21 protein-coding genes are annotated in these 24,928 nt (G+C 46.1%); 13 read left to right on the top strand and 8 right to left on the bottom strand.

The window, feature by feature from the left end; all coding sequences use genetic code 11:
- Positions 1 to 421: 421 nt before the first annotated feature.
- Positions 422 to 1,921, bottom strand: coding sequence for a cryptochrome/photolyase family protein (locus tag ACEW9J_RS22145; RefSeq protein ID WP_373547247.1), 1,500 nt, complete (start codon positions 1,919 to 1,921; stop codon positions 422 to 424).
- A 124-nt stretch (positions 1,922 to 2,045) separates the two neighbouring features.
- Here ACEW9J_RS22145 and ACEW9J_RS22140 point away from each other — a divergent pair, with 124 nt between their 5' ends.
- A complete protein-coding gene (locus ACEW9J_RS22140) occupies positions 2,046 to 2,537 on the top strand; it encodes a 3'-5' exonuclease (RefSeq protein ID WP_373547246.1) in 492 nt (163 codons plus the stop codon).
- A gap of 42 nt (positions 2,538 to 2,579) precedes the next feature.
- Here ACEW9J_RS22140 and nadC read toward each other — a convergent pair whose 3' ends face one another.
- Complete coding sequence (gene nadC, locus ACEW9J_RS22135) at positions 2,580 to 3,437, bottom strand: carboxylating nicotinate-nucleotide diphosphorylase (RefSeq protein ID WP_373547245.1); 858 nt, start codon at positions 3,435 to 3,437, stop codon at positions 2,580 to 2,582.
- A 21-nt stretch (positions 3,438 to 3,458) separates the two neighbouring features.
- Positions 3,459 to 4,010: a Uma2 family endonuclease gene (locus ACEW9J_RS22130; protein WP_373547244.1), complete on the bottom strand. Its 552-nt coding sequence runs from the start codon at positions 4,008 to 4,010 to the stop codon at positions 3,459 to 3,461.
- 138 nt (positions 4,011 to 4,148) lie between these two features.
- Here ACEW9J_RS22130 and ACEW9J_RS22125 point away from each other — a divergent pair, with 138 nt between their 5' ends.
- The 3 genes from ACEW9J_RS22125 (at position 4,149) to ftsH3 (ending at position 7,356) form a co-directional block, all read left to right on the top strand.
- Positions 4,149 to 4,469, top strand: a complete 321-nt coding sequence (locus ACEW9J_RS22125; protein ID WP_373547243.1) for an ATP-dependent metallopeptidase FtsH/Yme1/Tma family protein — start codon at positions 4,149 to 4,151, stop codon at positions 4,467 to 4,469.
- Between the two features lie 5 nt (positions 4,470 to 4,474).
- A complete protein-coding gene (locus tag ACEW9J_RS22120; RefSeq protein WP_373547242.1) occupies positions 4,475 to 5,308 on the top strand; it encodes an aminotransferase class IV in 834 nt (277 codons plus the stop codon).
- Positions 5,309 to 5,508: 200 nt separating this feature from the next.
- Entirely contained in the window at positions 5,509 to 7,356 is a 1,848-nt protein-coding gene (gene ftsH3, locus ACEW9J_RS22115) for an ATP-dependent zinc metalloprotease FtsH3 (protein WP_373547241.1), read from the top strand.
- Between the two features lie 166 nt (positions 7,357 to 7,522).
- Here the strand turns inward: ftsH3 and hisS are convergent, their stop codons facing one another.
- Positions 7,523 to 8,932, bottom strand: coding sequence for a histidine--tRNA ligase (gene hisS, locus ACEW9J_RS22110; RefSeq protein WP_373547240.1), 1,410 nt, complete (start codon positions 8,930 to 8,932; stop codon positions 7,523 to 7,525).
- A gap of 263 nt (positions 8,933 to 9,195) precedes the next feature.
- On the opposite strand from hisS, the gene purD reads away from it, so the two are divergent.
- Together purD and ACEW9J_RS22100 are read left to right on the top strand one after the other, a co-directional pair.
- On the top strand, positions 9,196 to 10,458 hold the full coding sequence (gene purD, locus ACEW9J_RS22105; RefSeq protein WP_373547248.1) for a phosphoribosylamine--glycine ligase: 1,263 nt from the start codon (positions 9,196 to 9,198) through the stop codon (positions 10,456 to 10,458).
- 188 nt (positions 10,459 to 10,646) lie between these two features.
- Positions 10,647 to 11,840, top strand: coding sequence for an extracellular solute-binding protein (locus ACEW9J_RS22100; RefSeq protein ID WP_373547239.1), 1,194 nt, complete (start codon positions 10,647 to 10,649; stop codon positions 11,838 to 11,840).
- 230 nt (positions 11,841 to 12,070) lie between these two features.
- Here ACEW9J_RS22100 and cruG read toward each other — a convergent pair whose 3' ends face one another.
- Positions 12,071 to 13,270, bottom strand: coding sequence for a 2'-O-glycosyltransferase CruG (gene cruG / locus ACEW9J_RS22095; RefSeq protein ID WP_373547238.1), 1,200 nt, complete (start codon positions 13,268 to 13,270; stop codon positions 12,071 to 12,073).
- A complete protein-coding gene (gene cruF, locus ACEW9J_RS22090; protein WP_373547237.1) occupies positions 13,270 to 14,151 on the bottom strand; it encodes a gamma-carotene 1'-hydroxylase CruF in 882 nt (293 codons plus the stop codon). The genes cruG and cruF overlap by 1 nt, the downstream gene beginning before the upstream one ends.
- A 250-nt stretch (positions 14,152 to 14,401) precedes the next feature.
- Between cruF and ACEW9J_RS22085 the strand changes: the two genes are divergently transcribed.
- The 3 genes from ACEW9J_RS22085 (at position 14,402) to ilvA (ending at position 17,243) form a co-directional block, all read left to right on the top strand.
- Positions 14,402 to 14,632, top strand: a complete 231-nt coding sequence (locus tag ACEW9J_RS22085) for a hypothetical protein (RefSeq protein WP_373547236.1) — start codon at positions 14,402 to 14,404, stop codon at positions 14,630 to 14,632.
- A gap of 152 nt (positions 14,633 to 14,784) precedes the next feature.
- Positions 14,785 to 15,504 (top strand): Tic22 family protein, encoded by a 720-nt coding sequence (locus ACEW9J_RS22080; RefSeq protein WP_373547235.1) that lies wholly within the window; start codon positions 14,785 to 14,787, stop codon positions 15,502 to 15,504.
- Between the two features lie 224 nt (positions 15,505 to 15,728).
- Entirely contained in the window at positions 15,729 to 17,243 is a 1,515-nt protein-coding gene (gene ilvA / locus ACEW9J_RS22075) for a threonine ammonia-lyase, biosynthetic (protein ID WP_373547234.1), read from the top strand.
- Between the two features lie 27 nt (positions 17,244 to 17,270).
- On the opposite strand, the gene ACEW9J_RS22070 is transcribed toward ilvA, so the two are convergent.
- Complete coding sequence (locus ACEW9J_RS22070; RefSeq protein ID WP_373547233.1) at positions 17,271 to 18,665, bottom strand: caspase domain-containing protein; 1,395 nt, start codon at positions 18,663 to 18,665, stop codon at positions 17,271 to 17,273.
- A gap of 266 nt (positions 18,666 to 18,931) precedes the next feature.
- Entirely contained in the window at positions 18,932 to 19,489 is a 558-nt protein-coding gene (locus tag ACEW9J_RS22065; RefSeq protein ID WP_373547232.1) for a chemotaxis protein CheW, read from the bottom strand.
- A 416-nt stretch (positions 19,490 to 19,905) separates the two neighbouring features.
- Between ACEW9J_RS22065 and ACEW9J_RS22060 the strand changes: the two genes are divergently transcribed.
- The 4 genes from ACEW9J_RS22060 to ACEW9J_RS22045 all read left to right on the top strand — a co-directional run.
- The gene (locus ACEW9J_RS22060) at positions 19,906 to 21,168 is read left to right on the top strand and encodes a response regulator (protein ID WP_373547231.1); all 1,263 of its coding nucleotides are present in this window, start codon (positions 19,906 to 19,908) and stop codon (positions 21,166 to 21,168) included.
- A 51-nt stretch (positions 21,169 to 21,219) separates the two neighbouring features.
- Positions 21,220 to 21,582 carry a PleD family two-component system response regulator gene (locus tag ACEW9J_RS22055; RefSeq protein WP_373547230.1) on the top strand — a complete coding sequence of 121 codons (363 nt, stop codon included), beginning with the start codon at positions 21,220 to 21,222 and terminating at the stop codon, positions 21,580 to 21,582.
- 251 nt (positions 21,583 to 21,833) lie between these two features.
- On the top strand, positions 21,834 to 22,421 hold the full coding sequence (locus ACEW9J_RS22050; RefSeq protein ID WP_373547229.1) for a chemotaxis protein CheW: 588 nt from the start codon (positions 21,834 to 21,836) through the stop codon (positions 22,419 to 22,421).
- A 37-nt stretch (positions 22,422 to 22,458) separates the two neighbouring features.
- A partial coding sequence (locus tag ACEW9J_RS22045; protein ID WP_373547228.1) for a GAF domain-containing protein occupies positions 22,459 to 24,928 on the top strand: 2,470 nt, incomplete at its 3' end.

Raw genomic sequence — 24,928 nt, 5'->3', positions numbered from 1 at the left:
GATGGCCGAGGTGGAAAATCAAATTCAACGATTAACTTGTTTAGAAGTACAAGGTGAGCAACTAAATCTTGGTAAATGGTTTGTTGATATTTTCTACATTCCAGAATCAAAGCTGGAATGATTTTTTAATTGTAAGTCCCTAAAAATTGATGACTAAAAAACACCAAAGCCCTGCGGAGTAAAGCTTTGGGTTAAGCATCAGTCGTGACATTTATTTCTTCGATTTTGACACTTATTCCTTCGCTCTACACGCATGTACATTCAGACCTCAATTAAGCACAAGACCCGAAACTATTCGGGTCTGTTTGAGTGTATTTGGATCTATCCCATGTTCCCTTCGGTGCGTTACCCTTCGGGATAACACACCCTACGATGATATTCTTACAAATTAAATCGGACTGCTATATCGACGATCGGCGATCTAATGAGCGTTTTCAAGATCTAACTTAGCTAAAAATTGCTCTGCGATGGTGAGGTGCTGCTGCTGCTTTTCTGGAGCCATTTTATCGAAGGTTTTTACCAACATTCCCAACCGAGGATTACTCAAAAAGAAATCGCGATGGACGTGCATAAATCGCCAAAATAAACCGTCCCAAACTGGTTGCCAATCGCCTTTTTTATAATCGCTCATCTTCATCAGATAATTACTACCGCTGATGTAGGGCTTGGTACACATCCCCCCACCATCAGCGAACTGGCTCATCGCATAGACATTTGGCACCATCACCCAGTCATAGGCATCGACAAACATCTCCATAAACCAGCCGAACACCTCATCGGGATCGAATTCACACAGCAGCATAAAATTCCCTGCTACCATCAGCCGCTCGATATGATGACAGTAACCGCTGTTTAGGGCTTTTTTAATCGTGGTATCCAACGGCAAAATTCCTGTCGTCCCTTCCCAGAAGCTTTTGGGAATCTGCCGCGTAAAGCCCCAATAATTGCGCGTACGCTGGCTGCGTCCCCGTCGCTCGTATGTAATTCGGATAAACTCCCGCCAGCCCATTATCTGCCGGATGAAGCCTTCTAGACTATTTAGAGGTACATCATCGACCATTTTTAGAGCTGCATTGATTACCTGTTGGGGTGATAGCAGTCCGGTATTGAGCAGAGGTGACAGTACCGAATGATGTAAGACTGTCTCCTCTAAAACGATCGCATCTTCATAAGCACCAAAATCAGCAAACCGTACTTCTAAAAAGTCCGTCAACCAATCCTCAGCTTCAGCATAAGTCGTCGGGTAAAATCCCGCTGCGAATGGCTGCTCCACCGAGCCGTAGTTATTGCCAAAATTTTCGCTCACATAAGTCTGAGCTTCCCGCACATACTCATTCAATTCTGGTAGATCCAACACCGGAATCGATCGACCTTTAGGAAATTTCTGCCGATTATCGACATCATACGTCCACTGTCCGCCGAGTGGTTTACCAAATTTGTCGAGTAAAATCTCGTGATGTTTGCGTCTGTCGATATAAAAATCCGTCTGCTTGTAACTCTTGCGCTTGTCGAAAAACTCCGCTATTTCCGCCGGAGCTTCCAAAAAATTAGGCGATCGATATTCCTTTAACTCGATATTCTGTTGTTTGGCTCCTGCTGTCAACCTCCACCGCAGCCAATCATCGACTACATCTGCATAGTGCAATTCGCGCACCCCGTCACTAGCGATGATGGGTAAAAGTTTCTGGATGTCGCATTCCTCGCTCGTAGCCGGAATGTAGCGTACCTCATAACCTTGCTGAGTGAGATAATCTGTGTACATCCGCATCGTCGCCCGATGCAGTAGTAATTTCTGTTGGTGAAAGCAATGGTGATGAAAAAACAGCCACTCTTCTACCAGATAAACTGTGTGTCCCTTTGCTAAAGCTGGATGCTGGGGAAAAAGTTGATTGGGAAAAACAATGGTAGCTCGATCGGGCATGGCAATTGCACTTTTTCGTATTGTAACAATTTCGATCTGGAGCCGATCGCCAATCGACAAAGACTTGGTGATTTTCCTTTACAATATCTAAACTTGTTTATTGTCGATCGAAAAGGTAAAACCCATGAGATTAGTTGCGATCGATTTTGAGACTGCCAACCGCGATCCGAATAGTGCCTGCGCTCTAGGTATAGTTCAGATCGAGAACCAAACGATCGTCCATGAAGAAATCTTTTTAATTCGTCCACCGTCATACCGTTTTGAGTTTACCAACATTCATGGCATCATGTGGTCTGATGTCGCTCAGGCTCCCACCTTCAAGCAAGTCTGGACGCAAATTTCAACCAGAATCGAACGCGCCGATGCTCTAGTCGCCCACAATGCTAGTTTCGATCGACGGGTACTTTATGCTTGCTGCGATTTGTACCAAATTCCCCAACCCAAGCAAAGGTTTATTTGTACCGTCGCCCTCGCCCGCAAGCAGTGGAACCTCTACCCCACCAAACTCCCCGATGTCTGTCGGCATCTAAAGATTGAGTTAAATCACCACCACGCGCTCTCAGATGCTCGTGCTTGCGCTGAGATTGTTATTGCTGCTTCTCCACTGAATCTGTGATCGATGCTCAAAAAAATCTTCATGCCACTGCCAGCGAACGTTTTAGGGCTGAATCCGCATACTTAGATCCAGCCAATGCGATCGGGTAATCGGTGCGCTAGTGGAGATATAATCTACGCCAGTCTCGGCGACTTGCCTAATGGTAGTCAGGGTAATATTTCCAGATGCTTCGATCTTGATTCGGGGGTTGGCGGATCTAATGATGGCGACTGCTTGGCGCATCAGATCTGGAGGCATATTATCCAGCATGATAATATCTGCATCACAATCGATCGCTTCTGTGACTTGCTCCAATGATTCGGTTTCGACTTCGATCGTTAGTGGATAGGGCATAGTGCGTCGGCTACCCTCGATCGCTTCAGTTATCCCACCTGCCGCTGCAATATGATTGTCTTTGATCATCACCGCATCATCCAAACCCACGCGGTGGTTGACTCCTCCACCCACTGTCGTAGCATATTTTTCGAGCAGACGCAACCCAGGCGTAGTTTTGCGGGTATCGACTAATTGAGTCGGTAAATCGGCGATACATTCGACATATTTGCGGGTAGCCGTAGCGATGCCACTCAACCGCATCGCTAGATTTAGAGCCGTTCGTTCGCCCATTAATAGCGTCGCGAGATCGGCAGTAATTTCAGCGATCGGCTGTCCTAGGATACATGGCGATCCTTCCGCCGCTACAGGCTGAAATTTAGCTTGAGGATTTAAAAGCTCAAAAACTCGTTTCGCGACTGGTAGAGCGGCAACTATCCCCGACTCCTTGGCAATCCAGACGGCTGTAGCAACTCGATCGATATTCGGTAAGCCCTGAGTACTGCGATCGCCTCTCCCGATATCTTCTTGGAGCCATTGAATCAAGTGGGGATCGAGGACAATCCAAGGGGGGAGAATTGAAGTCATGTGGGGACGAAGTTGGAGGTTTTAAACAGTGAATAGCTTGGTGACATCGATCTGGATGTCAGGGAAAGATAAGGGGGAAATATTTCCAGTTGCTAATCTACGCTCAGATTGGTAAGTATCGCTTGCCAGATCGCGAAATAGAATCAGCTCGGGAGTCTGTAAATTTACTACCCAATATTCCTCAATTCCAGCTTCCGCATACACTCGCTTTTTTTCGGTGATATCTTTACGTAGTGTTGTATTGGCGTACTCAATCAGCCAAAAGATATCGGCTGGATAGGGGTGGTGAGTGAGATACTGACGATTGGGGGTGCGAACGATCGCAATATCTGGCTCTGGTTCGGAGTCATTTGGCAACGTAATTGGATTACCTTCTCGCACTTTGGCTCGATTTGCTAGTAAGATGCTCAGGTATTGAACTGACTCAGTACAATAAACTGCATGAGGCATTCCCTCTGGCGGCATCTCGACAATGATTCCTTCTAATAGCTCTACCCGCTTGTTGTCAAGCATTCCTGTCTCGACTAGTTGATGATATTCAGCGAGCGTCCATTTGGCAGTAGTAAGTGTCATCGCTGATTTCCTCCAACCTTCTACTATTTTACCATTATTGCTGGAGTCGTCTCTGCTAAGATTGCTATACTCGCATCTTGCACCAGTAAAGGAATATCAGGATTGAGGCAATCTATTTACATAAGCCAGAGACGATGAATGGATATTAGAAGTTATCTTCGATTGGTTGCGATCGGAATTTTGGCAATAACTATATCTGCTTGTGCGAATACATATTTTCACAAGCCTGATGTAGTTACAAATACCTGGAAATACAGTCAGTTTACTGACAAGGTTCAGCGGGGTGAGATTACTAAAGTACGGATGAGTAACGATGGCATCAAAGTATTGGCACAGACTAAAGATGGAATGAAGGCACTTGTAAACTCAATGCCTGAAGATCGTCGGCAGCTATTTGATGCACTGAGCAAAAATAATGTGGAGATTACTATCGTACCTGCAAAGGATTTTAACAGGTAGGTAGTATGTATTGGTACTGTGGACGATCGATCGAGTCTCAAACCATCGAGTTAGATCTCAGCGATCCTGGCTTATTATATGGGGCGACAGTTTTTACGACCTTTAGAACCGATAAGTTGTCTACAGGTATTTACGAGCTGCACTGCGAACGCTTGCGATCCTCGATCGATGATTTTGGTTGGTGTCAGCCTGATTGGGTGCGAGTTCGAGCGGGTGTAGAATACCTAAGATCTTTTCCCGTCTTGAGAATTACCATCTTTCCCGACGGACGAGAATTAATTACCGGACGAGATTTACCACCTAATTTAGCGACTTGGCAACAAGCAGGTGTAACTGTAATTATTGCAGATCGACAACTGACTCGATTTGCATACAGCAAAGCGACGCGAACGCTCCCCCAGCACAAAACGGGTAACTATCTTGTGCCTTGGTTGGCTCTCAAACAAGCTCGAAACAGTAATATTCAAGAAGCCATCCTCACAAACGATCGCGGTGATTGGCTCGAAACTACTACCGGAAATCTCTGGGGTTATCGCGATGGGTGTTGGTATACACCGCCGCTAAGTGCTGGAATTTTGCCTGGGGTAATGCGATCGCAACTTTTGGCACTACTCCAGCAGCAAGATCGAAAAGTTCTGGAAATCGCATGGACGCAAGCATGGGTTCAGGATTTAGAAGCCATCGGCTATAGTAATTCGGTAATCCACCTGATCCCGATTCATACTGCGATCCTGCCGATGGGTAAAATAGAATATACAGCCCAGCACCCGATGATGAAGTGGTTGGTTGCTAGTTCCTCTGGAACAGATTTAGTCACCAAAGATCGGGCAATCGGGTAAAACAAGATTTTCTCTGCCAACTTTGTTCGAGAAACCCTATCAATAAAATGAGAGAAAGGTTAACATAAGTTAATAGAGAGATAGAATACAGTAAATTATTGATAGCGCAGACTGGAGGAAACGAGGGGTACCCATTTGGTAGATACCAAGCCCTGTAAACTGTTACCAGTCAACAAATACTTATATAGGAGAACCTTCGAGTGAATAATAAGCGGTGGAGAAATGCCGGACTTTACGTCCTATTGGCAGTTGTGGCGATCGCTCTGGCAACTACCTTTTTAGAAAAGCCAGCCCCAGCCCAAAAAACTTTGAAATATAGCACCTTTATCCAAGAGGTAAAGCAGGGTGAAATCGAGAACGTCGGCTTGAGTGCAGATCGCAGCCGTGCCTTGGTACAGGCTAAAGATGGTACGAAAATGACCGTCAACTTACCTCCCAACGACAACCAATTAGTCAATATTTTGACTGAGAACGTCAAAGGAAACATCTACGTCCTCCCTCAGAATGATGAGAGCGTCTGGTTCCGTGTCTTGAGCAGCTTATTCTTCCCAGTATTATTATTGGTAGGTTTATTCTTCTTGCTGCGTCGTGCCCAAAGCGGCCCTGGGAACCAAGCGATGAACTTTGGTAAATCCAAAGCGCGCGTACAAATGGAACCCCAAACCCAAGTTACCTTTGGTGATGTTGCCGGAATCGAGCAAGCCAAATTGGAACTCAACGAAGTAGTAGACTTCCTCAAAAATGCCGATCGCTTTACCGCCCTCGGTGCCAAGATTCCTAAAGGTGTCCTCTTAGTCGGCCCTCCAGGTACTGGTAAAACCCTTCTCGCTCGTGCAGTTGCGGGTGAAGCTGGCGTACCATTCTTTAGTATTTCCGGTTCGGAATTCGTCGAAATGTTCGTCGGTGTGGGTGCATCCCGCGTCCGTGACTTATTCGAGCAAGCCAAAGCGCAAGCTCCTTGTATCGTCTTCATCGATGAAATCGACGCAGTGGGTCGTCAACGGGGCGCAGGACTCGGTGGTGGTAATGATGAGCGGGAACAGACCCTCAACCAATTACTGACCGAGATGGACGGATTTGAAGGCAATACGGGGATTATTATTATCGCCGCTACCAACCGTCCCGATGTACTCGATTCCGCACTCCTCCGCCCAGGTCGTTTCGATCGTCAAGTTGTTGTCGATCGTCCTGACTACGCTGGTCGTCTGGAAATCCTCAACGTTCACGCTCGTGGTAAAACACTTGCCAAAGACGTCGATCTCGAACGCATTTCCCGTCGGACTCCTGGCTTTACAGGTGCAGATTTAGCCAACCTCTTAAACGAGTCCGCAATTCTCGCCGCCCGTCGTAGCTTGACCGAAATCTCGATGGATGAAGTTAACGACGCGATCGATCGTGTATTAGCAGGGCCAGAGAAAAAAGACCGCGTGATGAGCGAGAAGCGCAAAACCCTCGTTGCTTATCATGAAGCAGGTCACGCCCTCGTTGGTGCCTTGATGCCCGACTACGACCCCGTACAAAAGATCAGCATCATTCCCCGTGGTAATGCTGGCGGTCTAACTTGGTTCACACCAAGCGAAGATCGGATGGAATCTGGTTTATATAGCCGTTCCTACCTCCAAAACCAAATGGCTGTCGCTCTCGGCGGTCGGATTGCTGAAGAAATCATCTTCGGTGAAGAAGAAGTCACCACAGGTGCTTCCAATGACCTCCAACAAGTCGCTCGCGTCGCCCGTCAAATGGTGATGCGGTTTGGGATGAGTGAGAAACTCGGCCCCGTCGCCCTCGGTCGTCAACAAGGTAACATGTTCCTCGGTCGCGATATCGCCTCCGAACGCGACTTCTCCGAAGAGACTGCGGCAATTGTTGATGATGAAGTCAGCCAATTAGTAGCAGAAGCTTACCGTCGTGCGAAGGATGTCTTAATCGTCAACCGACTCGTATTAGACAAGATTGCAGCGATGTTAGTTGACAAGGAAACTGTTGATTCGGAAGAACTTCAGGATTTACTTGCTGCTAATGATGTCACAATGGCAGCGATCGCGTAATTCGATCGATTTACCTAATCAAAAGCCCACACTGACTACTGTAGTCAGTGTGGGCTTTTTTGAATTTACAATATTCATATCAATTAGGTGCAGAAATTACCGAGCAACATGGCAATCGATGTTTTTTGAGGTGGCTCCATAAACAACCACCAGCTATCGATCTCAATTACTCCAATCGCTGTTTTACCTCACTAGCTAGATTGTCGATCGAAACCACAATTTGTTCGCCATTAGTCATATTTTTCAAAATACACTGCTTATTTACAGCTTCTTCCTCCCCAATTACCACACAAAAAGTTATACCTTGTTTATCTGCTAATGCAAATTGCTTTTTGAGCGGACGTTTATCAAAAGCGGTGGCAACTTTGATACCAGCTTGGCGGAGTTGCTGGGATACTTGGAGATAGATTGGCATCAAATCTTCTTGGAGATTTAAGACCATTACTTGGGTGGGAGTTGCGGCTAAGGGTTGTAAGATATTAGCTTTGAGTAATCGATAAATCAGGCGAGTTAGACCGATCGAGATGCCTACTCCTGGCATAGTTTCACCGATAAATGTGCCGACTAATTCTTCATATCGACCGCCAGAACAAATACTACCGAGGGCTTCGTGTCCGATTAGGGTTGTTTCATAAACTGTGCCTGTATAGTAGTCTAATCCACGAGCGATCGAGAGGTCGATACAATATCGATCTGCTGGTACACCTAGATCTCGAACACCGTTAATTACGGTGGCTAATTCCTGGATACCTAATTTAAATTGTTCGGCATTAGGTAACTCGGTAGCAAATTTGTTTAGAGCAGTTAGGACTCTTTGGCAAGGCCTCTCCTCTGGAGAATCGACATCCCCTTTAATATTAATAAAATCGATAACTTGTTGGGACTGTGCTGGGGATAAACCCTGAGTAGCTAAACCTGCTAATACCTTCGTAACTCCGACTTTTTCCAAGGTATCGATAATATTAATACAGACTTTGATGCGATCGGGTGATACACCCAACGAACTAAAGAACCCAGTTAATACCTTCCGATTATTGATCCGAATCAGAAACTCGCCGATGTTAATCTGACTGAAAATCTCGGCGATAATGGCTGGCATCTGAGCATCGTAGAGCAAACTTAGTTCCTTGCGCCCCACCACATCGATATCACACTGTCTAAATTGACGATAGCGTCCATCCTTGGCTCGTTCGCCCCGAAATACCAGATCCATCTGATACCTAGCAAACGGAAACTGTAAATCGTTGAGGTGGCGGGCGATGTAAGCCGCTAATGGTACCGTTTGATCGAATTTCAATGCTCGTGCTTCCGATCCGGTATCGCCCTTCCCAGCTTCATCCCGCTCTGCTTGGCGATTGGGGGGGAGAATTGGCTGCAAACCGTATATTATATTATCGCCTTGGTTTCCCTTCGCCTGAAGCACTTCTAGCCGCTCTACAGCAGGGGTTTCGATCGGGGTAAAACCATAGCTTTCGTATACCCGCCGAATCGTATCCATCAGGTGTTGTTCTAGTCGCTTTTCACCAGGTAGAAATTCGGGAAAGCCGCTGGGTGTTGAGAAGTTGATTTTATCCATGAGTAAGGGGTGACGCAGAAGACGCGGAGTAAGGGGAGAACGCAGCGATGCGCGCTCGTCGGGGAACCCGACGGTTTAGCGCATCAAGACAGAGAGTTGGCTAGTGAAGGGACTAGGCGAAGGATGATATTTCTTTTGCCCTAAAGCCTAAAGCCTAAAGCCTAAAGCCTAAAGCCTAAAGCCTAAAGCCTAATCCCCGACCCCTACTGATGATAGAGTGTACAGAAGGATTAGCAACAAAGTCGCGGGGGAGTTTAGCGTCGGTGAAAATTTTAGTAGTTGGTAATGGTGGTCGAGAACATGCGATCGTCTGGGCATTGTTGCAATCTCCTCAAGTTACCCAAGTCCTCTGTGTACCTGGTAATGGCGGTACAGCATTGATGGATCGCTGTCAAAATCTCTCATTTAGAGTAGATGATTTTGGGGGGATTGCACGGTTTGCGGAAGTGAATGGGGTTGCGTTGGTAGTGATCGGGCCAGAGTTACCACTTTCATTAGGGATTACTGACTACTTACAAAATCGCAATATTCCGGTATTTGGCCCGACTCGTGCAGGTGCCCAAATTGAGTCTAGCAAAACCTGGGCAAAATCGATTATGGAGGATGCTAGAGTCCCAACGCCAAAATCGGCAACTTTTACAGATTTGAATACTGCACGGGCATATATCGAGCAGCAAGGGGCACCGATTGTCGTGAAAGCTGATGGCTTGGCTTCAGGGAAAGGTGTTGTAGTTGCCGAAACTTTAACGGAAGCTTTGACCGCAGTGGAGCTATTATTTGCTCAAAATTATGGCAAGTTACTAATCGAAGAATACGTTACAGGGCAAGAATTATCAGTGATCGCCCTGACAGATGGTAGAACTATTCGTCCCCTATTACCCGCCCAAGATCATAAACGAATTGGTGATGGCGATACAGGGGCAAATACAGGCGGGATGGGGGCTTATGCTCCGGCTCCAATAGCAACGCCAGCTCTGATGAAACGCATCCAACAGGAGATCCTAGAGCCAACTCTGGCTACCCTCAAGCGGAGAGGCATTGACTATCGGGGTGTGCTGTATGCAGGTTTGATGATTACTCCAAATGGCGAACCCAAAGTATTAGAATTTAATTGTCGATTTGGCGATCCTGAGACTCAAGCGATCTTGCCGTTATTGGCTACTCCGCTGTTAGAATTACTACTAGCCTGTGTAGAACAGAGGCTAGCTGCTCTAACACCGATCGAATGGAAGTCAGCAGTGTCAACTTGTGTGACAATTGCCGCTCAGGGTTATCCTGGAAATTATGAGCGCGGTAAAGTTATTGGTGGGATCGATTTGGCAAATACTGACGGAACGATCGTCTTTCAGGCGGGTACCCAACTCAAGCAGAATCGCATTGTCACTGATGGTGGCAGAGTACTAGGTGTGACGAGTATCGCCCCAGATTTTGCCACAGCGATCGATCGAGCCTATCAAGGAGTCAGAGCGATTACCTTTGAGGGTATGTACTATCGTCAGGATATCGCTCAAAGAGCTTTACTTTAGAGGCTTTAGGCTTTAGGGAATGGAGTACAAAATATTAGCTTGATGGTTTTTAATATCCAAATACTTATTTATCCTGATTCTCTATAGCCTAGAGCCGTACGCTCTACTTTGCGATCCCTAAAGCCTCAAGCTTAAACTCCAAACCCTAAAGCCTAAAGCCTAAAGCTTAAAGCCTAAAGCCTAATCCTATGCAGCGTCGATCCTTTTTAGTCACCATTGGTAGTCTGGCTGTGGGGAGTAGCCTAACTAGTTGTCAAAGTCCAAACCAGTCCACTTTACGGTTGTTGGCACTAAAAAACTCGCTACCACCTCAACTATTGGGCGAGTTTACCAAATCGATTCAATTTACTAATTCTAAAGTGGAGTTGGCTTCAGAGAGTCAATTTAAAGAAATTATTACGGCTCTTCAGGAGTGGCACAAAACTGGCACAGCGGAAGCGAAGGGGTTGAAGATCCCGCTCGTACCTTCAGCTAAATCTCCAGCATATATCCCCAATTTGGTGAGTCTGGGCGATGCGTGGCTCCCAATGGCAATTCAGGAAAAATTAATCCAACCGATCGCAGTCCAGAAGCTGACTAATTGGGGTAAATTAGAGTCTCGCTGGCGGGAATTGTCGCAACGGGACGATCGAGGTAATATTAGTTCTACCGGACAAATCTGGGGCATTCCATACCGCTGGGGGACAACTGTAATTATCTATCGTCGCGACAGGTTGGCGGCGGCGAATATTCCGATTCCCAAGGATTGGCAAGATCTCTGGAATCCTCAATTAAAACAGCGAATTTCGGTATTGGATCGATCGCGTGAAGCAATTGGTTTGACTTTAAAAAAATTAGGCTATTCCTACAATCATCCCGATCTCAGTCAAGTTACCAACCTCAAATCGGAATTAGAAAAACTCCATCAGCAGGTAAAATATTACAGTGCCGATAGTTATCTTCAACCATTAATTATGGGCGATACTTGGGTGGCTGTAGGTTGGTCGTTGGATGCGATCGATTTAGTTCAAAAGAATCCGAATATTCGGGCAATTGTGCCTAATTCTGGTACGGCAATTTCCGCAGATATCTGGGTACAACCAACAATTCCAACTCAGCAGGAATCGATCGATCGATTCAAGTTAACTCAGCAGTGGCTCGATTACTGTTTACAACTCAAAGCTAGTAACCAGATCTCGTTATTTACATCGGGGACGGCTCCATTACTGACTAATATTAATCGCGATCGAATTATCTCAGATATTAAACGAAATTCATTGATTTTACCAGCTAAAAATATCTTAGATAAAAGCGAATTCATTTATCCTTTATCGCCCGAAAGTAATGCACAATACGATCGGCTTTGGCGAGAAGTTCGTCAGGCAAAAATCATCACGTCATAACCAACACGCCCAATGAGTGTCTGCTATAGCAATCCTCAATCAGATCCCTGGTAAGTAGGTAGGTGGAATTAAATATTAAACCTGTGTAGTTGAGCCTCGAAACCCAACAGCACCAACATTTGGTATTTTATATTTAATTAAGCCCAGTTACTTATTAAATGTTGGTGCGTTACGGCTTTCACCTAACACACCCTACATCAACTACTAGATAATATCAATTATCAATTAATTTAATAAACCCTTCCTCGCCATTGTTTTGGTTTTTGGAAAGCTGAAATAAATATCCGTAAAACTGCGAAGGGATCGGCTAATGGTGACAGCCAAAATGACAACGCAGCTAGCGAAAACTTCTCGCGATAATAGGAGGGATAAATTGCGAGTAATAGTGCAAATCGGATAATTACTAAAAATAGATTTAAAGCAAATACTAACTGTAAAGTCAGGAATGAATCTGCCCACCCCCAATAACTCCAGATGAGGATAGTTAGTGGTATTGGTAGCCCTTGGACTAGGAATAATAGAGCTAAATCGCTCCATAATTGAGTCCGTGTAGTAGCATCCTTGAGATCTAGAGATCGACCCCATTCCCGCCAGGTTTCGGCAATACCTGCATACATCCGCACCCGAATTACTTTCGCACCATCCAAAAATCCAACTTTAAAACCTTGTTTTGCCGCATTACGGGCGAGGGTAACATCATCACAAAAAGAACTCGCCGCACTAGTATAACCATCTAATTGCGCCAATACTGCCCGCCGACACAGAAAGCACTGTCCATTTGCCATGACTCGATCGGGTGACTGCACTCTCACACCTGATGAATCAAAACGATAGAGCAGCGTCATTAATAGTGCAGGTTGCAACCACCATTCGCCTGGATCGTTGAGGATAAATTGCGGCGATAATGAGACTAAATCGTAACCTTCGGAGATCGCTGCGTCAACAAGACTAGCAACCAGTCCAGGTTGGGGCTGTGTATCCGCATCGATCCCCAGCACCCACTCACTCGCGGGAGAACTGGCGAGGAAGCCATAGTTTAACGCCCAGGGGCGACCTACCCAACCTGATGGTAAAGGATCGTCAGTGAGCAGATGAAAGCGGGAGTCCAGGGCGGCAGCGGCTGTGACTCGATCGCGTGTACCATCTTGGGAATTACTATCGACGATCAGAATTTCTCGCACCTCATCGCCTTGCTGACTCAATCCAGCCAGACAAGGCGCAATTCGATCGACCTCATTGAGCGTTGGTACTACTACACTCACGCTCTGGGATCGATCGAGTGTCGATGTTTTGGGTGTCAGCGGCGGACGACGCACCGCCCCTTTCACCAATCGAGACAGCAGAATCAAACTTGCCGCGCCCTGGCATAATAGTAATCCCAGTGCAACGGCTCCTAGTATTTCCCGATCCAAATTTTTTAACCAATCCACTAAATAACTTCGGCTTTCAATCGTTCGGGCGCACTTACTTTCGATCTAGTAGTTGCCATTTGATAAAGAACTACTAGCGGCAAAATCCCCAATACCAATCCCAACAAAATTGGAATATAAATACCTGCGGCTAAACTCATAATCGTGGCAAAAGCAAAGTTACCTAGATAGACTGCCAAAGGCAAGCTGAGGTCATTTTGGGGCAGTGTCAGTGGCTTCAATCTCCAGATGAAGGTGGCTACTGTCATGAATACCACTCCCGTCCCAAACCAACCTGTAAAATTTTCGTAGGGCATTCCAAAAAACGGCCCTGGCTCTTCCCATACCCAGAATGACATTGTTGTCTGGCTCATGGCTGGATCGAGGACAAAATCCCATGAAGTCAATAATAGCGATCCAAAACCGATCGCACCGACATACTTTAAGAACTGAGGGATATTGAGAGTTTCCAATCCAGCTCTGGCAATAATATATGCACTAAAACCGATATAAAACCAGGACAGCGGAATCGTGAAGGGTACCAATCCGGCAATCTTGTAGCCCAATCCAGACAGATAGTGATAATGTCCAAACGGAAATCCAGTACTCGTGCCCAACAACTCACTCACCAAGGACAATCCGATCGCCGGAATCATAAATCCCAGACAATGCCACAGACCCAGAGTTCTATAAGCATATACTGCTACCGCTGCTGTTGCCAGTAGCATATAGACTACGCCACCACCTGCCATTGACATGGGCAGAGCCGTTTTCCCAATTTCGGGTAAGGCGTTAATTATGTCAGGATTTGGTAATACTACCAGTATTCCAGCTAGTCCAAATGCCATTGATATAATATGACCGACTAGTAGAGTTCGCTCAACACGTATAAGTTTTTCCATCGATCGCGATCCAGTTTGAGTTGTACAGCTCATCCAGCTTGAATATCTAGGTAAACATCGCTCTATACTTGCGTGTCATCTGAGGGCAATTCGACCCTAGTTGACGTGCAAACGATACAAAGCAACCCAATCTTCGAGCTGGATAGAGTTCAATTATTAGTTTACAAATATTTACCCTATAATATCGTGTAATCTATTGATATATCTAGAAATTTAATCTTCATCGCTGATTTTGCCGATCGATTCGTAAGTGCAACGTCAAGCCAAATGGGTAAATCGCCCGTCCAAATTTGACGAAGAACAGAAGCTATGGCTTCGCGGTAATCCCCCACAGGCAGGTAGATTGTTGTTAGTGGTGTTAAAATCTCTATCCCAAAAACTACGCTGTCAAATGTTTAAGTGTAGTGTAAGCTCGATCGCCAAGCGTCTGCTCAAAATCGCCAGCCGATTCGATCTCCACTCGATACGTCTGGCTTCGTAACTCCTACGGAGATGCTACGCCAACGCCTACAGCGCGATTGCAACTGTCAACTGTCAACTGCTTAAAGACATTAGCTCCAAAGGTCAAACAATCTGTTAATCTAATTGTCATTGCTCGTCGTTATCAACCTAAGCTGAAAGTATAAATTTTAAATGAAGTTATCTCACCGCTGTTTGTCCGCAATTGGTTTGGTTGGTACCACCATGCTTGGCGGCACATTTATGACGATTTTGCCCGTCCAGGCAATCCCTGAAGCCGAGGTAATTGCCAAATTACAGAATATTCCCGTTTATGTAGTTACTGATGATAGTGGTACGCTGGTTGAAGCCAAAATAAATAGTCAGGGGCAACCTCCACAGACTTCGACAGGAGTATTTTTTAGTAGTCAAGACGCTCAGAGCTTCATCGATCGCAATCTCAGAGCCAAACAGCCAGATCTGACTAAGATAGTGAAAGTGATGCCAGTTAGTTTGGGGGAGATTTATCGCCGTCAACAGGAGAATAAGAATAAGCCCCAAGAACTTAACTATGTTTTTATACCGACAACTCAACAAGCTAGCTCTGCATTAAAGATCCTCAATCGGAGTGGTCAAAAACTAACTCAATTCAATAATGTGCCAGTGTTTATCGCGATGATATCTAAGTCTGGGCAAGATGAATACTTGATTTTTCAACGCGATCGTCGAGAGATAGTCCCGATTTTCTTTAGCGAACCAACACTTAGAGCGATGGTTGTTAAAACATATCCCAATCTAGCAAATAAGGTTAATGTTCGCGTCCTCGACATCAACTATCTATTTGAATATATGACGACCAAGAACGATCCAATTATTAATAACTTTGAATTTAATGCCAACATGAATATTAAATAAGAGTTAATTTAATCTACTCACATTTAGCGCGTCAAGACAATGCCTAGATCCTATTACTGCTATGACCTAAGGGTACCCAAGAGGGGCACCCCTACAGGTGAATTGTGTAGGGGTGCCCCTTGTGGGTACCCGAAGATCTACGCTTTTACTAAGAGGCTGATGCCTAACACACCCAACACTCACCTAGTAGACTAGATCTACACCAACCCAAACCCGCTTTGTCAATGTCCCATCCCGACTACCTTCAAAAAATCTTGACTGCTGCTGTCTATGACGTGGCGATCGAATCACCACTCGATCGCGCCTCAATCCTATCCCAACGTCTGAAAAATCAGATTTTGCTCAAACGAGAGGACATGCAGCCTGTCTTCTCATTCAAGCTGCGCGGTGCCTATAATAAGATGGCAAAACTCAAGCCAGAATTGTTGGCACGAGGGGTAATTGCCGCTTCAGCAGGGAATCACGCTCAGGGTGTCGCCTTGGGTGCCAAGCGGATGGGGACTACAGCGACGATCGTGATGCCTGTAACTACCCCACAAATGAAGGTGAATGCGGTCAAAGCTAGGGGCGCAGAAGTAATCTTGCAGGGTGAGACGTATGATGATGCTTATGCTTATGCCTGTCAGCTTGGGGAAGCGCGGGGGTTGACTTTTATTCATCCTTTTGACGATCCTGATGTGATCGCCGGACAGGGGACGATTGGGATGGAGATCCTCCGTCAGTATCAACAACCGATTCATGCGATTTTTGTGGCGATTGGTGGCGGTGGGTTGATATCGGGGATTGCGGCTTATGTCAAACGGCTCTATCCTGAGACGAAAATTATTGGGGTGGAACCAGTCGATGCGGATGCAATGAGTCAGAGTCTGGCGGCAGGAGAACGGGTGAAACTCGATCGAGTGGGATTATTTGCCGATGGAGTCGCGGTGAAGGAAGTAGGTGTGGAAACCTTCCGCCTGTGTCAAATGTATGTCGATGAGGTAATACTGGTCGATACCGACGATATTTGTGCGGCGATCAAGGATGTATTTGAGGATACTCGATCGATCTTAGAGCCTGCGGGGGCACTGGCGATCGCAGGTGCCAAAGCTTATATCGATCGAGAAGGGATCGAAGGTGAAACCCTTGTCGCTGTTGCTTGTGGGGCGAATATGAACTTCGACAGGTTGCGATTTGTCGCGGAACGTGCGGAACTGGGGGAACATCGGGAAGCGATTTTGGCTGTGACTATTCCCGAAGAACGGGGCAGTTTTCGTCGCTTTTGTACCTGTATGGGGACGCACAATCTGACAGAATTCAACTATCGGATGGCAAATACCACCGAAGCACACATTTTTGTCGGCATCCAAGTCCAGAATCGGGCAGACACTGCGATGACGATCGCCAAACTGGCAGCCGAAGGGTTTAAAACGATCGATCTCACTGATGATGAGATGGCAAAACTCCATCTCCGGCATCTCGTCGGCGGACGTTCGCCTGTAGTTCGAGACGAACTGCTCTACCGATTTGAATTTCCCGAACGGACTGGCGCACTGACTAAATTCCTCAACAGTATGAATCCTGATTGGAATATTAGTCTCTTTCACTATCGCAATCACGGTGCTGATCATGGGCGGATTTTAATCGGGATTGAAGTGCCACCCACTGAGATGGCAGCATGGGCGGAATTTCTCGATCGTACCCCTTATCGTTATTGGGACGAGCGCGCCAATCCTGCTTATCAATTATTTTTGAGTTAGGCTGCACTTAGGTAAGGACGATCGCCTTTACAATTTACCCCGCCACTGAGACATCAATCCTTGAACTGTAGAGTAGTTCGGCGCGTCTGGTGGCACCATTTTGGCAGTATCGATCGCTATCTGCCAATGTTGTTGTTTGGCATAGCCTTGGGCGATCCGATCGATCTCCTCAGACCATAGCTCGATCGATTGCTTGACCTCTGCGGCTGTTGCTGAAGTGGCGGGAATCTTTCGGGCGGCGAGGATTGCCTGATAGCGAGAAGTTGCGTCACCAGGCTTGACAAAAAGTCTCGCTTGTGATATTTCAATAACTTGTTCCGTAGCTGCGGTAGTAGATCTTGGCGGTAGTGATGAGGTCGCGGTAGCTGGAATAGTCAAACTATTTGCGGGTTTGACATCCCGATCTTCGGTGCTATCCGATTGGAATTTGAACGCATAAATCGCACCTCCAGCAGCAACTATTAACGTCAGCAGCAAGCTAATTTTTGCCCAATGGGGCACTTCTCTGGGGCTGGGAATGGGCTGAAGTTTTCTGACGAGCGCACCAGTGCCAATCGTTTCTGGATTGACGATCGATATAGTTGGCGGTGTATAGACAGCATAAGTATCATCGCGACCAAATGGGACTGGAGCAGGTGGTGCATAGACTACCTCTGGAATGGTTGCCGAAATCGATGATTGGGTAGTAGTCGAAAAAACTGGACGATAGGTAGAGACACCCGTAGGAACGATTGCCATCGGTGTTTGGAGCGGTTTCCAGTGATGTTCGCTCAATTCTACGAGTCGGCTCGTCAGGTAGGTATCGATCGTCCCTAGGTTGAGATCGGGGTGATAATTTAGAGCCTCTAATAATGCGGTAGTGAATAACCCATGCTCTAAACCTGAATCTTCATGGGAAAATTCATGGCTTTGACAAGAGAGAAAAGTCGGAATCTGATATTCTTGGGCGAGTTTGGCGGTAACTGTGCCAATTCCGCCACCGAGGGATAGATGCTGAGAGTGATTGGCATCGAGGAAAACTAGCGCATTCACGCCAATATCGCGAAATTGTTGATATAGTTGGCGAATAGAAATGCAAGTATTGGCGAGATCTTCGGCTTTACCATCGATCGGGATCAGATAATCTTCATTCTCAAAACTTACTCCACAACCACTAAAAAAGAACCATAATAAATCCCCATGATGGAGCTTGTCCCAAGACCATTGTTTAAGCCAACGATTGATATTTTCACGGTTCGGGTAGGTGGATTTATTTTCAGCTTGAGGAGAAGTATCGGTCAACAGTAAGCATTGTGCGGGACTCCAACCAGCAGCATCGACAAAAAAATGCTCCATTGCCACAGCATCCGCCATCCCATAGCTCAATGGCGTTAAGAACTGGTATTGATTAATTCCGATCGAAATACACGCTTGGTTGGCCATTTAAAGTTCGATGATTAATAGACTAAACTGTTGTGTACTCAAACCGAATATTCGATTTTGTCTAACTTTGAAGCTGCTAAGACCTGAAACGTCTCAGGTCTTAGCTAATGGATACTAGCTGCGTTCAATTTAGCCGTCCAAACTCGTTCATTGTTAAGTTGGAATTATGTCAATAATAGCATTTCAATCGGCAACAAGCATTATCGATCTCAGGGGCTATTTGAAACTTCTAGCTGTTACATTTGTAGTAAATAAATTTCCCTACTTTAAGTCAATGATGCAACATCTAATAAGAAGATCGATTGTCGATCGGGCGATTCGATCGACAGCGAACTGACACAGTGAATATTGCCATGCTGGCGATAGATCTCTGGTAGGGGTTGAAATGCTGCAACTTGAATCGATTGAATGCTCGGTGGAGAATCGATGGGTAGTCCGATGAGTCGATCGGGTTCGGGTTGCAAAATCAATAGATATCTGATGAGATCGGCTATACGCTTGGGTTCTGGCTGGTCGGTTGGTACGGCGATCGCCTCGCGTTGCTGCTGGTGTAGTAATTGTGGTTTACCAAAGATCCGCTGCCCGACATCAATGACGACCAATTCTCGACCTTGAAAAGTAGTCAAGCTCACTCCGGTACCATGCGGATCTCCATACAGTCGCTGCCCTCGCTGCCCTGGTGCGTCGAGTGTTGTCACTCTGTGGACGCTGGCTAGTGGGAGCGCGAAAGTTTCTCGATCGAGCTTGAAGGTAATTAGGCGTAAGGTTGCTTCAGTTTTAGCCGCCGCCAATCGTCGCGATCTCAGGGGAGAATAAATAGCCATAAGTACTTTATCGATCGATACTACTATCTAGAGTGCCACTTTTCGATCGGGAAGTTATCAAGGCGGAATCATTTCCCTCAACTACTTACATCTTGCCTCAAAACAAAGTAGAGGGTAGAGGGTGGAGGGTAGGATATTGGTGCGTTACGGCTTGTGCCTAACACACCCTACGATTAGTCTGCGTCGGTGGACTTGGCTTGTGCGTGGGGTTTTAACCACTTTGAGTATAGGCATCAGTCACAACGCCGCTGAATAAAATACGCTTTCTTACATCAAAATGTGACTTTTGAGATCTAAGTTGGGAAAGATAGAGAAGACATATCTAAAATGCCTAGTGCTGATTGCGTAAATCTACCTCGATTGCTATCACTTCTGCACCTTTATAAATTGAGTCCACTAAGCTATGAGTTTGAGCCATGAATCAGGGTTCTAGCAGCGTTGCTGATACCGAAAAAACACTAAATCCCATCAAGTTATTAGAGCAGTTAGCTACCGCCCAAGCTAAAGGTTGTTTGCGAGTTGTTGCCAATGGCATTGTGTGGCTACTGTACTTTTACGAAGGTAAGCTATTTTATGCCAATCACTCCCTCGAACCGATCGAGCGGCTAGAGCAACATCTCCGCCGGATTAGCCCAGTTATCCTACCCAATCAAGTGTATACCGACTTGCGGGAACAGCTCAAAGAGGCTAATTTGGAGGCGAGTTATCCTAGTTTGGACTACCAAGCAATTCGGTGGTCGATCGCTCAGGGGCATATCACCGAGCAGACTGCGGGTGCATTAGTCAAAAGCATTACCAAGGAGGTGCTGCAATCATATATATTGCTGACTTCGGGTACTAGTGAGCTGGTAGCGCGGGAGACATCTTTTCCGATTTGGTGGAGTGGCAATTTTTTGTTTGTGACGAAGGAGTGTCAAACCGAGTTACAGGCTTGGCAGGCATTGCAGCCAGCAATTCAATCACCTTATCAACGCCCTTATCTGATGAATGTCGAGCATCCACTGCTCACACCAGATGTCAAGGCAAAGTTGAGCAAGATCTTGATCGGGTTTAGCTTTCGGCAGTTGTCCTTACTACTCAAGCAAGATGAATTGACGGTTGCCAATAACCTTCATCGGTTGATCGATAACCGGATTGTTGGCTTGCGTCCACCTCAACCGCCATTCGATCGAATGCACCGCCTGTATTCAGGTACAGATGGTCATCTCTTTAATGAACAAGAGCAATCGGTATCGGCAACGCTCGCTGCTGTTACTGAAAAAACAGGTGCGCTCGAACCTACAACTGGCAATTTAATCGAACAAGCGACTTATAAGATTGCTTGTGTAGATGATAGTCCGACAATTTTACGGGAAATCAACCGCTTTTTAGATGGTGATAGCTTTAAAGTGTTTCCGATCGTCGATTCAGGGACAGCTTTGATGAAGATCATTCGGATCAATCCTGACATTATTTTATTAGATGTGGGGATGCCGACGATTGATGGTTATAAGCTCTGTTCGATGTTGCGGAAACATCCAGCTTTTAAAAAGACGCCAATTGTGATGGTAACTGGCAATACTGGCATTATCGATCGAGCTAAAGCCAAAATGGCTGGCTCGACTGATTATATGACTAAACCTTTTACTCAAATAGGATTGATCGAAATGGTATCCAGACATTTAATGGCACATCACTAGCGATCGTACATTCAGTCCCAACTATCTATATATTTAAATAAAATTGAGCAAATGGTTAAAATTTTAGTTATTGAAGACACTCCCTCTGAAATGCAGTTGATGACCCTTTATCTCAAAGATAATGGCTATCAAGTAGTATCTGCTAATAATGCCAAAGATGGGCTGAGTCTAGTTACCAAAGAAAAGCCCGATGTCGTGATCACTGATGTTGTGATGGAAGGCATGAACGGGTTTGAATTCTGTCGAACATTGAAAAAAAATCCTGAAACTGAAAAAATCCCCGTGATTGCTTGTACCTCTCGCAGTCAAGATTTGGATAAATTATGGGGTAAAAAACAAGGTGTAGATGTCTATATTACCAAGCCTTACTCGCAAGAAGACATCATTAAGGCTGTTAAATCTGTCTTTAATTAAATTAGTGAATGGTGAATGGTGGATAGTGAATTGTGAAAATTTTATGTCAAGGGATTGAGTTCCTGATATTTATTTCTCAATGCTCACGATCGATCGTCTCCAGTAGGGCACAGCCGAACGAACATCAAGACTTATCTCAATCATCAAACCCTATTCGCTTTTCACCATCCACTGTCTTGAAAAGGTGCTCCACTTGTCTGGACGGGTCTCCCGCCCAGATAGGAAACAAGCGACGTTTTCGGGGGGTTGGGTTGCCAACCCAACCAGCTTCCCCCGAAAAGCTCGCGCCCCAAGACTGCACTTTTCGCCATCCACCATTCACTATTCTCGCTATGGGTGTAACTACCGCGCAACCAAATAGACAACCAACTAAACGAAAAACTACTGGCGAGATGTTTCTGCGATTTCAACTCGATCGCCAAACTTGTGCGGTTGTCCCGATGCTGCAAACCCAAGAAGCGATCGTCTTACCATCGGGGCGAGTTTCCGTCATTCCCAACCTACCGTCGCCCATTTTGGGATTATTTAATCGTCGGAGTAGCTTGTTGTGGCTTGTCGATCTGCCAGAAATTCTCGGTTTAGAGCCGATCGATCGACATACGCATAGTTATGATGTCGCCCTGCTCAAAGTCGGACAAACACCTCTAGCTGTCGCAGTGCGATCGATTCAGGGCGTAGTCCGGTTTGCCAAAGAAGAGATCGAATCTCCCATCGGTAGTTTCAATCCAGCTTTTACTCCCTATCTTCATGGCTGGATTTTGCAAGAACGCGAACTAGTCTTGGTGTTAGATCCTGAGGCAATTATTAATGCTAAAGGATTGAACTTAACCACCAATTAATCACTAGCTAATTATATTAAACTACAGTGTCCAAATTATGAATCGATTTAACGAAATAACTCAATTCAACATTTCCGATGCCTCAGCCGGAGCGATCGATTCATCTAGATCCACAACTAAGTGGAATAGTTTGAGTCTAAAAACTAAAGTGACCATCCTCGCAACTATTTTAGGGCTGGCACCACTCGCGGCAATTGGTACACTCGGCTACGTCCAAATTAATAATGCACTTAGACAGGAGACAGTCCAATCTCAAAAAGAGCGAGCCGTCCAGATTGCTGATAAATTTAATCGCTTTATCTTCGAGCGAAATGGTGATGTGGAAACGCTAGCAGCACAACCAGCTTTTACTGATGCTAAACTAGCGGCAAGTACTTCATTAGAATCCAAAATTAAGCTATTTGACCAATACGTGCTTAGTTATCAGGTATATGATAGTATCGCTGCTTTCGATCTCCAAGGTAATCTAATCGTCCAAAGTAAGGGGAATAAATTAACCAATCATACAGATCGCAAGTATTTTCAAGAAGTTCTAAAAACAGGTAAAACTGTAATTTCTGAGTCAGAAGTATCTAAAAGTAGTGGAAAAATGGTGATTCACTTTGCCTCACCAATTAAAGATCTAGCTACTGGTCAAATCATCGGAGTAATGCGGACGAGAGCACCTGTCGATCGATTGGAAGTACCCCTAAAAAATTTGGCAGGTAAGAGCCAAGACTACCATATCCTCGATCGCCGCAATAACACAGTATTTATCAGTTCCAATGGTGAGTACACAGGGAAGCAAGAAGATGCAGATCTGATGGCCGCGCGGGAGAAAGGGGGACTGGTTTCCCACGAAAATAAAACACCAACCGCCAACACTCAAGCTAATCCAACAGGTAAGGACATCGAACTGCTCACTGCTGCTCCGTTTGGGAAAATTGAGGGGATGCAGCAACTACCGTGGGTAGCAATCTCCTCGATCGATGAAGATGCTGCTAACAGTACTCTGAGCGGACTACTATTGACAATTCTGGCTGGAGCGGGGTTAACTGCTCTATTCACAGTTGCCCTAGCGACCTTCTTTGCGGATCGAGCCACACAGCCGATCGCGGATGCTGCTAAAGCGGTCGAGAGAATCGGTCAAGGAGACTTCAAGAGTCGCTTGGAAGCCATTGGTGAAGATGAGATCGGGCAATTGGGAGCCAACATCAACTTGATGTCAAATCAAATTCAAGGACTATTACTCGCTCAATCCGAACAAACTAGACGCACGGATTTATACGCCGAAATTTCCCGCGCTCGATCGGGTGCAGATCTAGTCTCACCACTATCTCAAGTCCTCGTCGAAGCTAGAGAAATCCTCAAAGCCGATCGATTGGTGGTCTATCGGTTTATGGCAGACAATCGGGGCTACATTGCGGGGGAATCATTTGGTGATGGCGGTAGTAGTGCGATCGAAGAACAAGTCAACGACCCCTGTATTCCCGCTGAGTTACTCGCAGCCTACGCCCAAGGACGTGTTATTGCCAACGATAATGTCGCCGAGAGCAACTACCATCCCGATCACAAACGTCTATTAGTCCGACTCAAGATCCAAGCGAATCTCGTCGTGCCGATCGTCCAAAATGGCAACTTATTGGGACTGTTGGTAGCTCACCATTGTCAGCAAACTCACGCTTGGCAAGAGTGGGAGAGCATCTATCTGACCAAATTTGCCGAACAGATCGGTATTTGTTTGAGTGGATTCGTCATCTCCGAGCGCGGTCAACTTGACGCCGCCAGACAGCGAGATAAAGCCGTCCGCGAACAGTTGCTAGCAACGATCTCCCGCGCTCAAACTACCCAGGAGATGACTACGCCACTAGCTTATATCCTCGAAGAAGGACGCCAAAAGCTGGCTGCCGATCGGTTGGTTGTTTATCGCTTTTTCCCTAACAACGAGGGTCATGTTGTTGGAGAAGCGGTATTACCAGGATTTGTCAAGGCTCTGGACGATCGGATTGAAGACCCGATCCCCCAAGCATTGAGCGAAACATATAGTCAGGGTCACGCCATTGCTACCAATGATGTGATGGCGAGTAATGAGCATCCCGATCGCCAGCAGTCGCTCAAAAAACTACAAGTCAAGTCCAATTTGGTCGTCCCGATCCTCCAAGGTAATAACTTGCTCGGACTACTCGTCGCCGATTGCTGTACTAATATTCACCAGTGGGAAGAGTGGGAAACTGAGTATCTGCAAGAGTTTGCACTACCGATCGCTTCGTGTCTGGGTGGATTTGCCGCCACCGAGCGGAGTCAATATGAAGCCGAACAGTCTCGCCAACGCGCCGAAACAGCCCGAAAAGAAAACGAAAGCCGCCAAAAAGAATTACTCCGGTTGCTGACCGAAATCGAAGGAGCTTCCGATGGTGACTTGACAGTGCGATCGGAAATCAGCGAAGGGGAAATCGCGATCGTCGGGGACTTCTTTAACGCCATTATCGAAAGTCTCCGCGACATCGTGACAACCGTAAAAACCGCCG

The sequence above is a fragment of the Chamaesiphon sp. genome (genome assembly GCF_041737865.1).
Taxonomy (GTDB): Bacteria; Cyanobacteriota; Cyanobacteriia; order Cyanobacteriales; family Chamaesiphonaceae; genus Chamaesiphon.
Note: the sequence above shows the minus strand (reverse complement) of the source record. Positions and strands in the feature narration are given on the sequence as shown.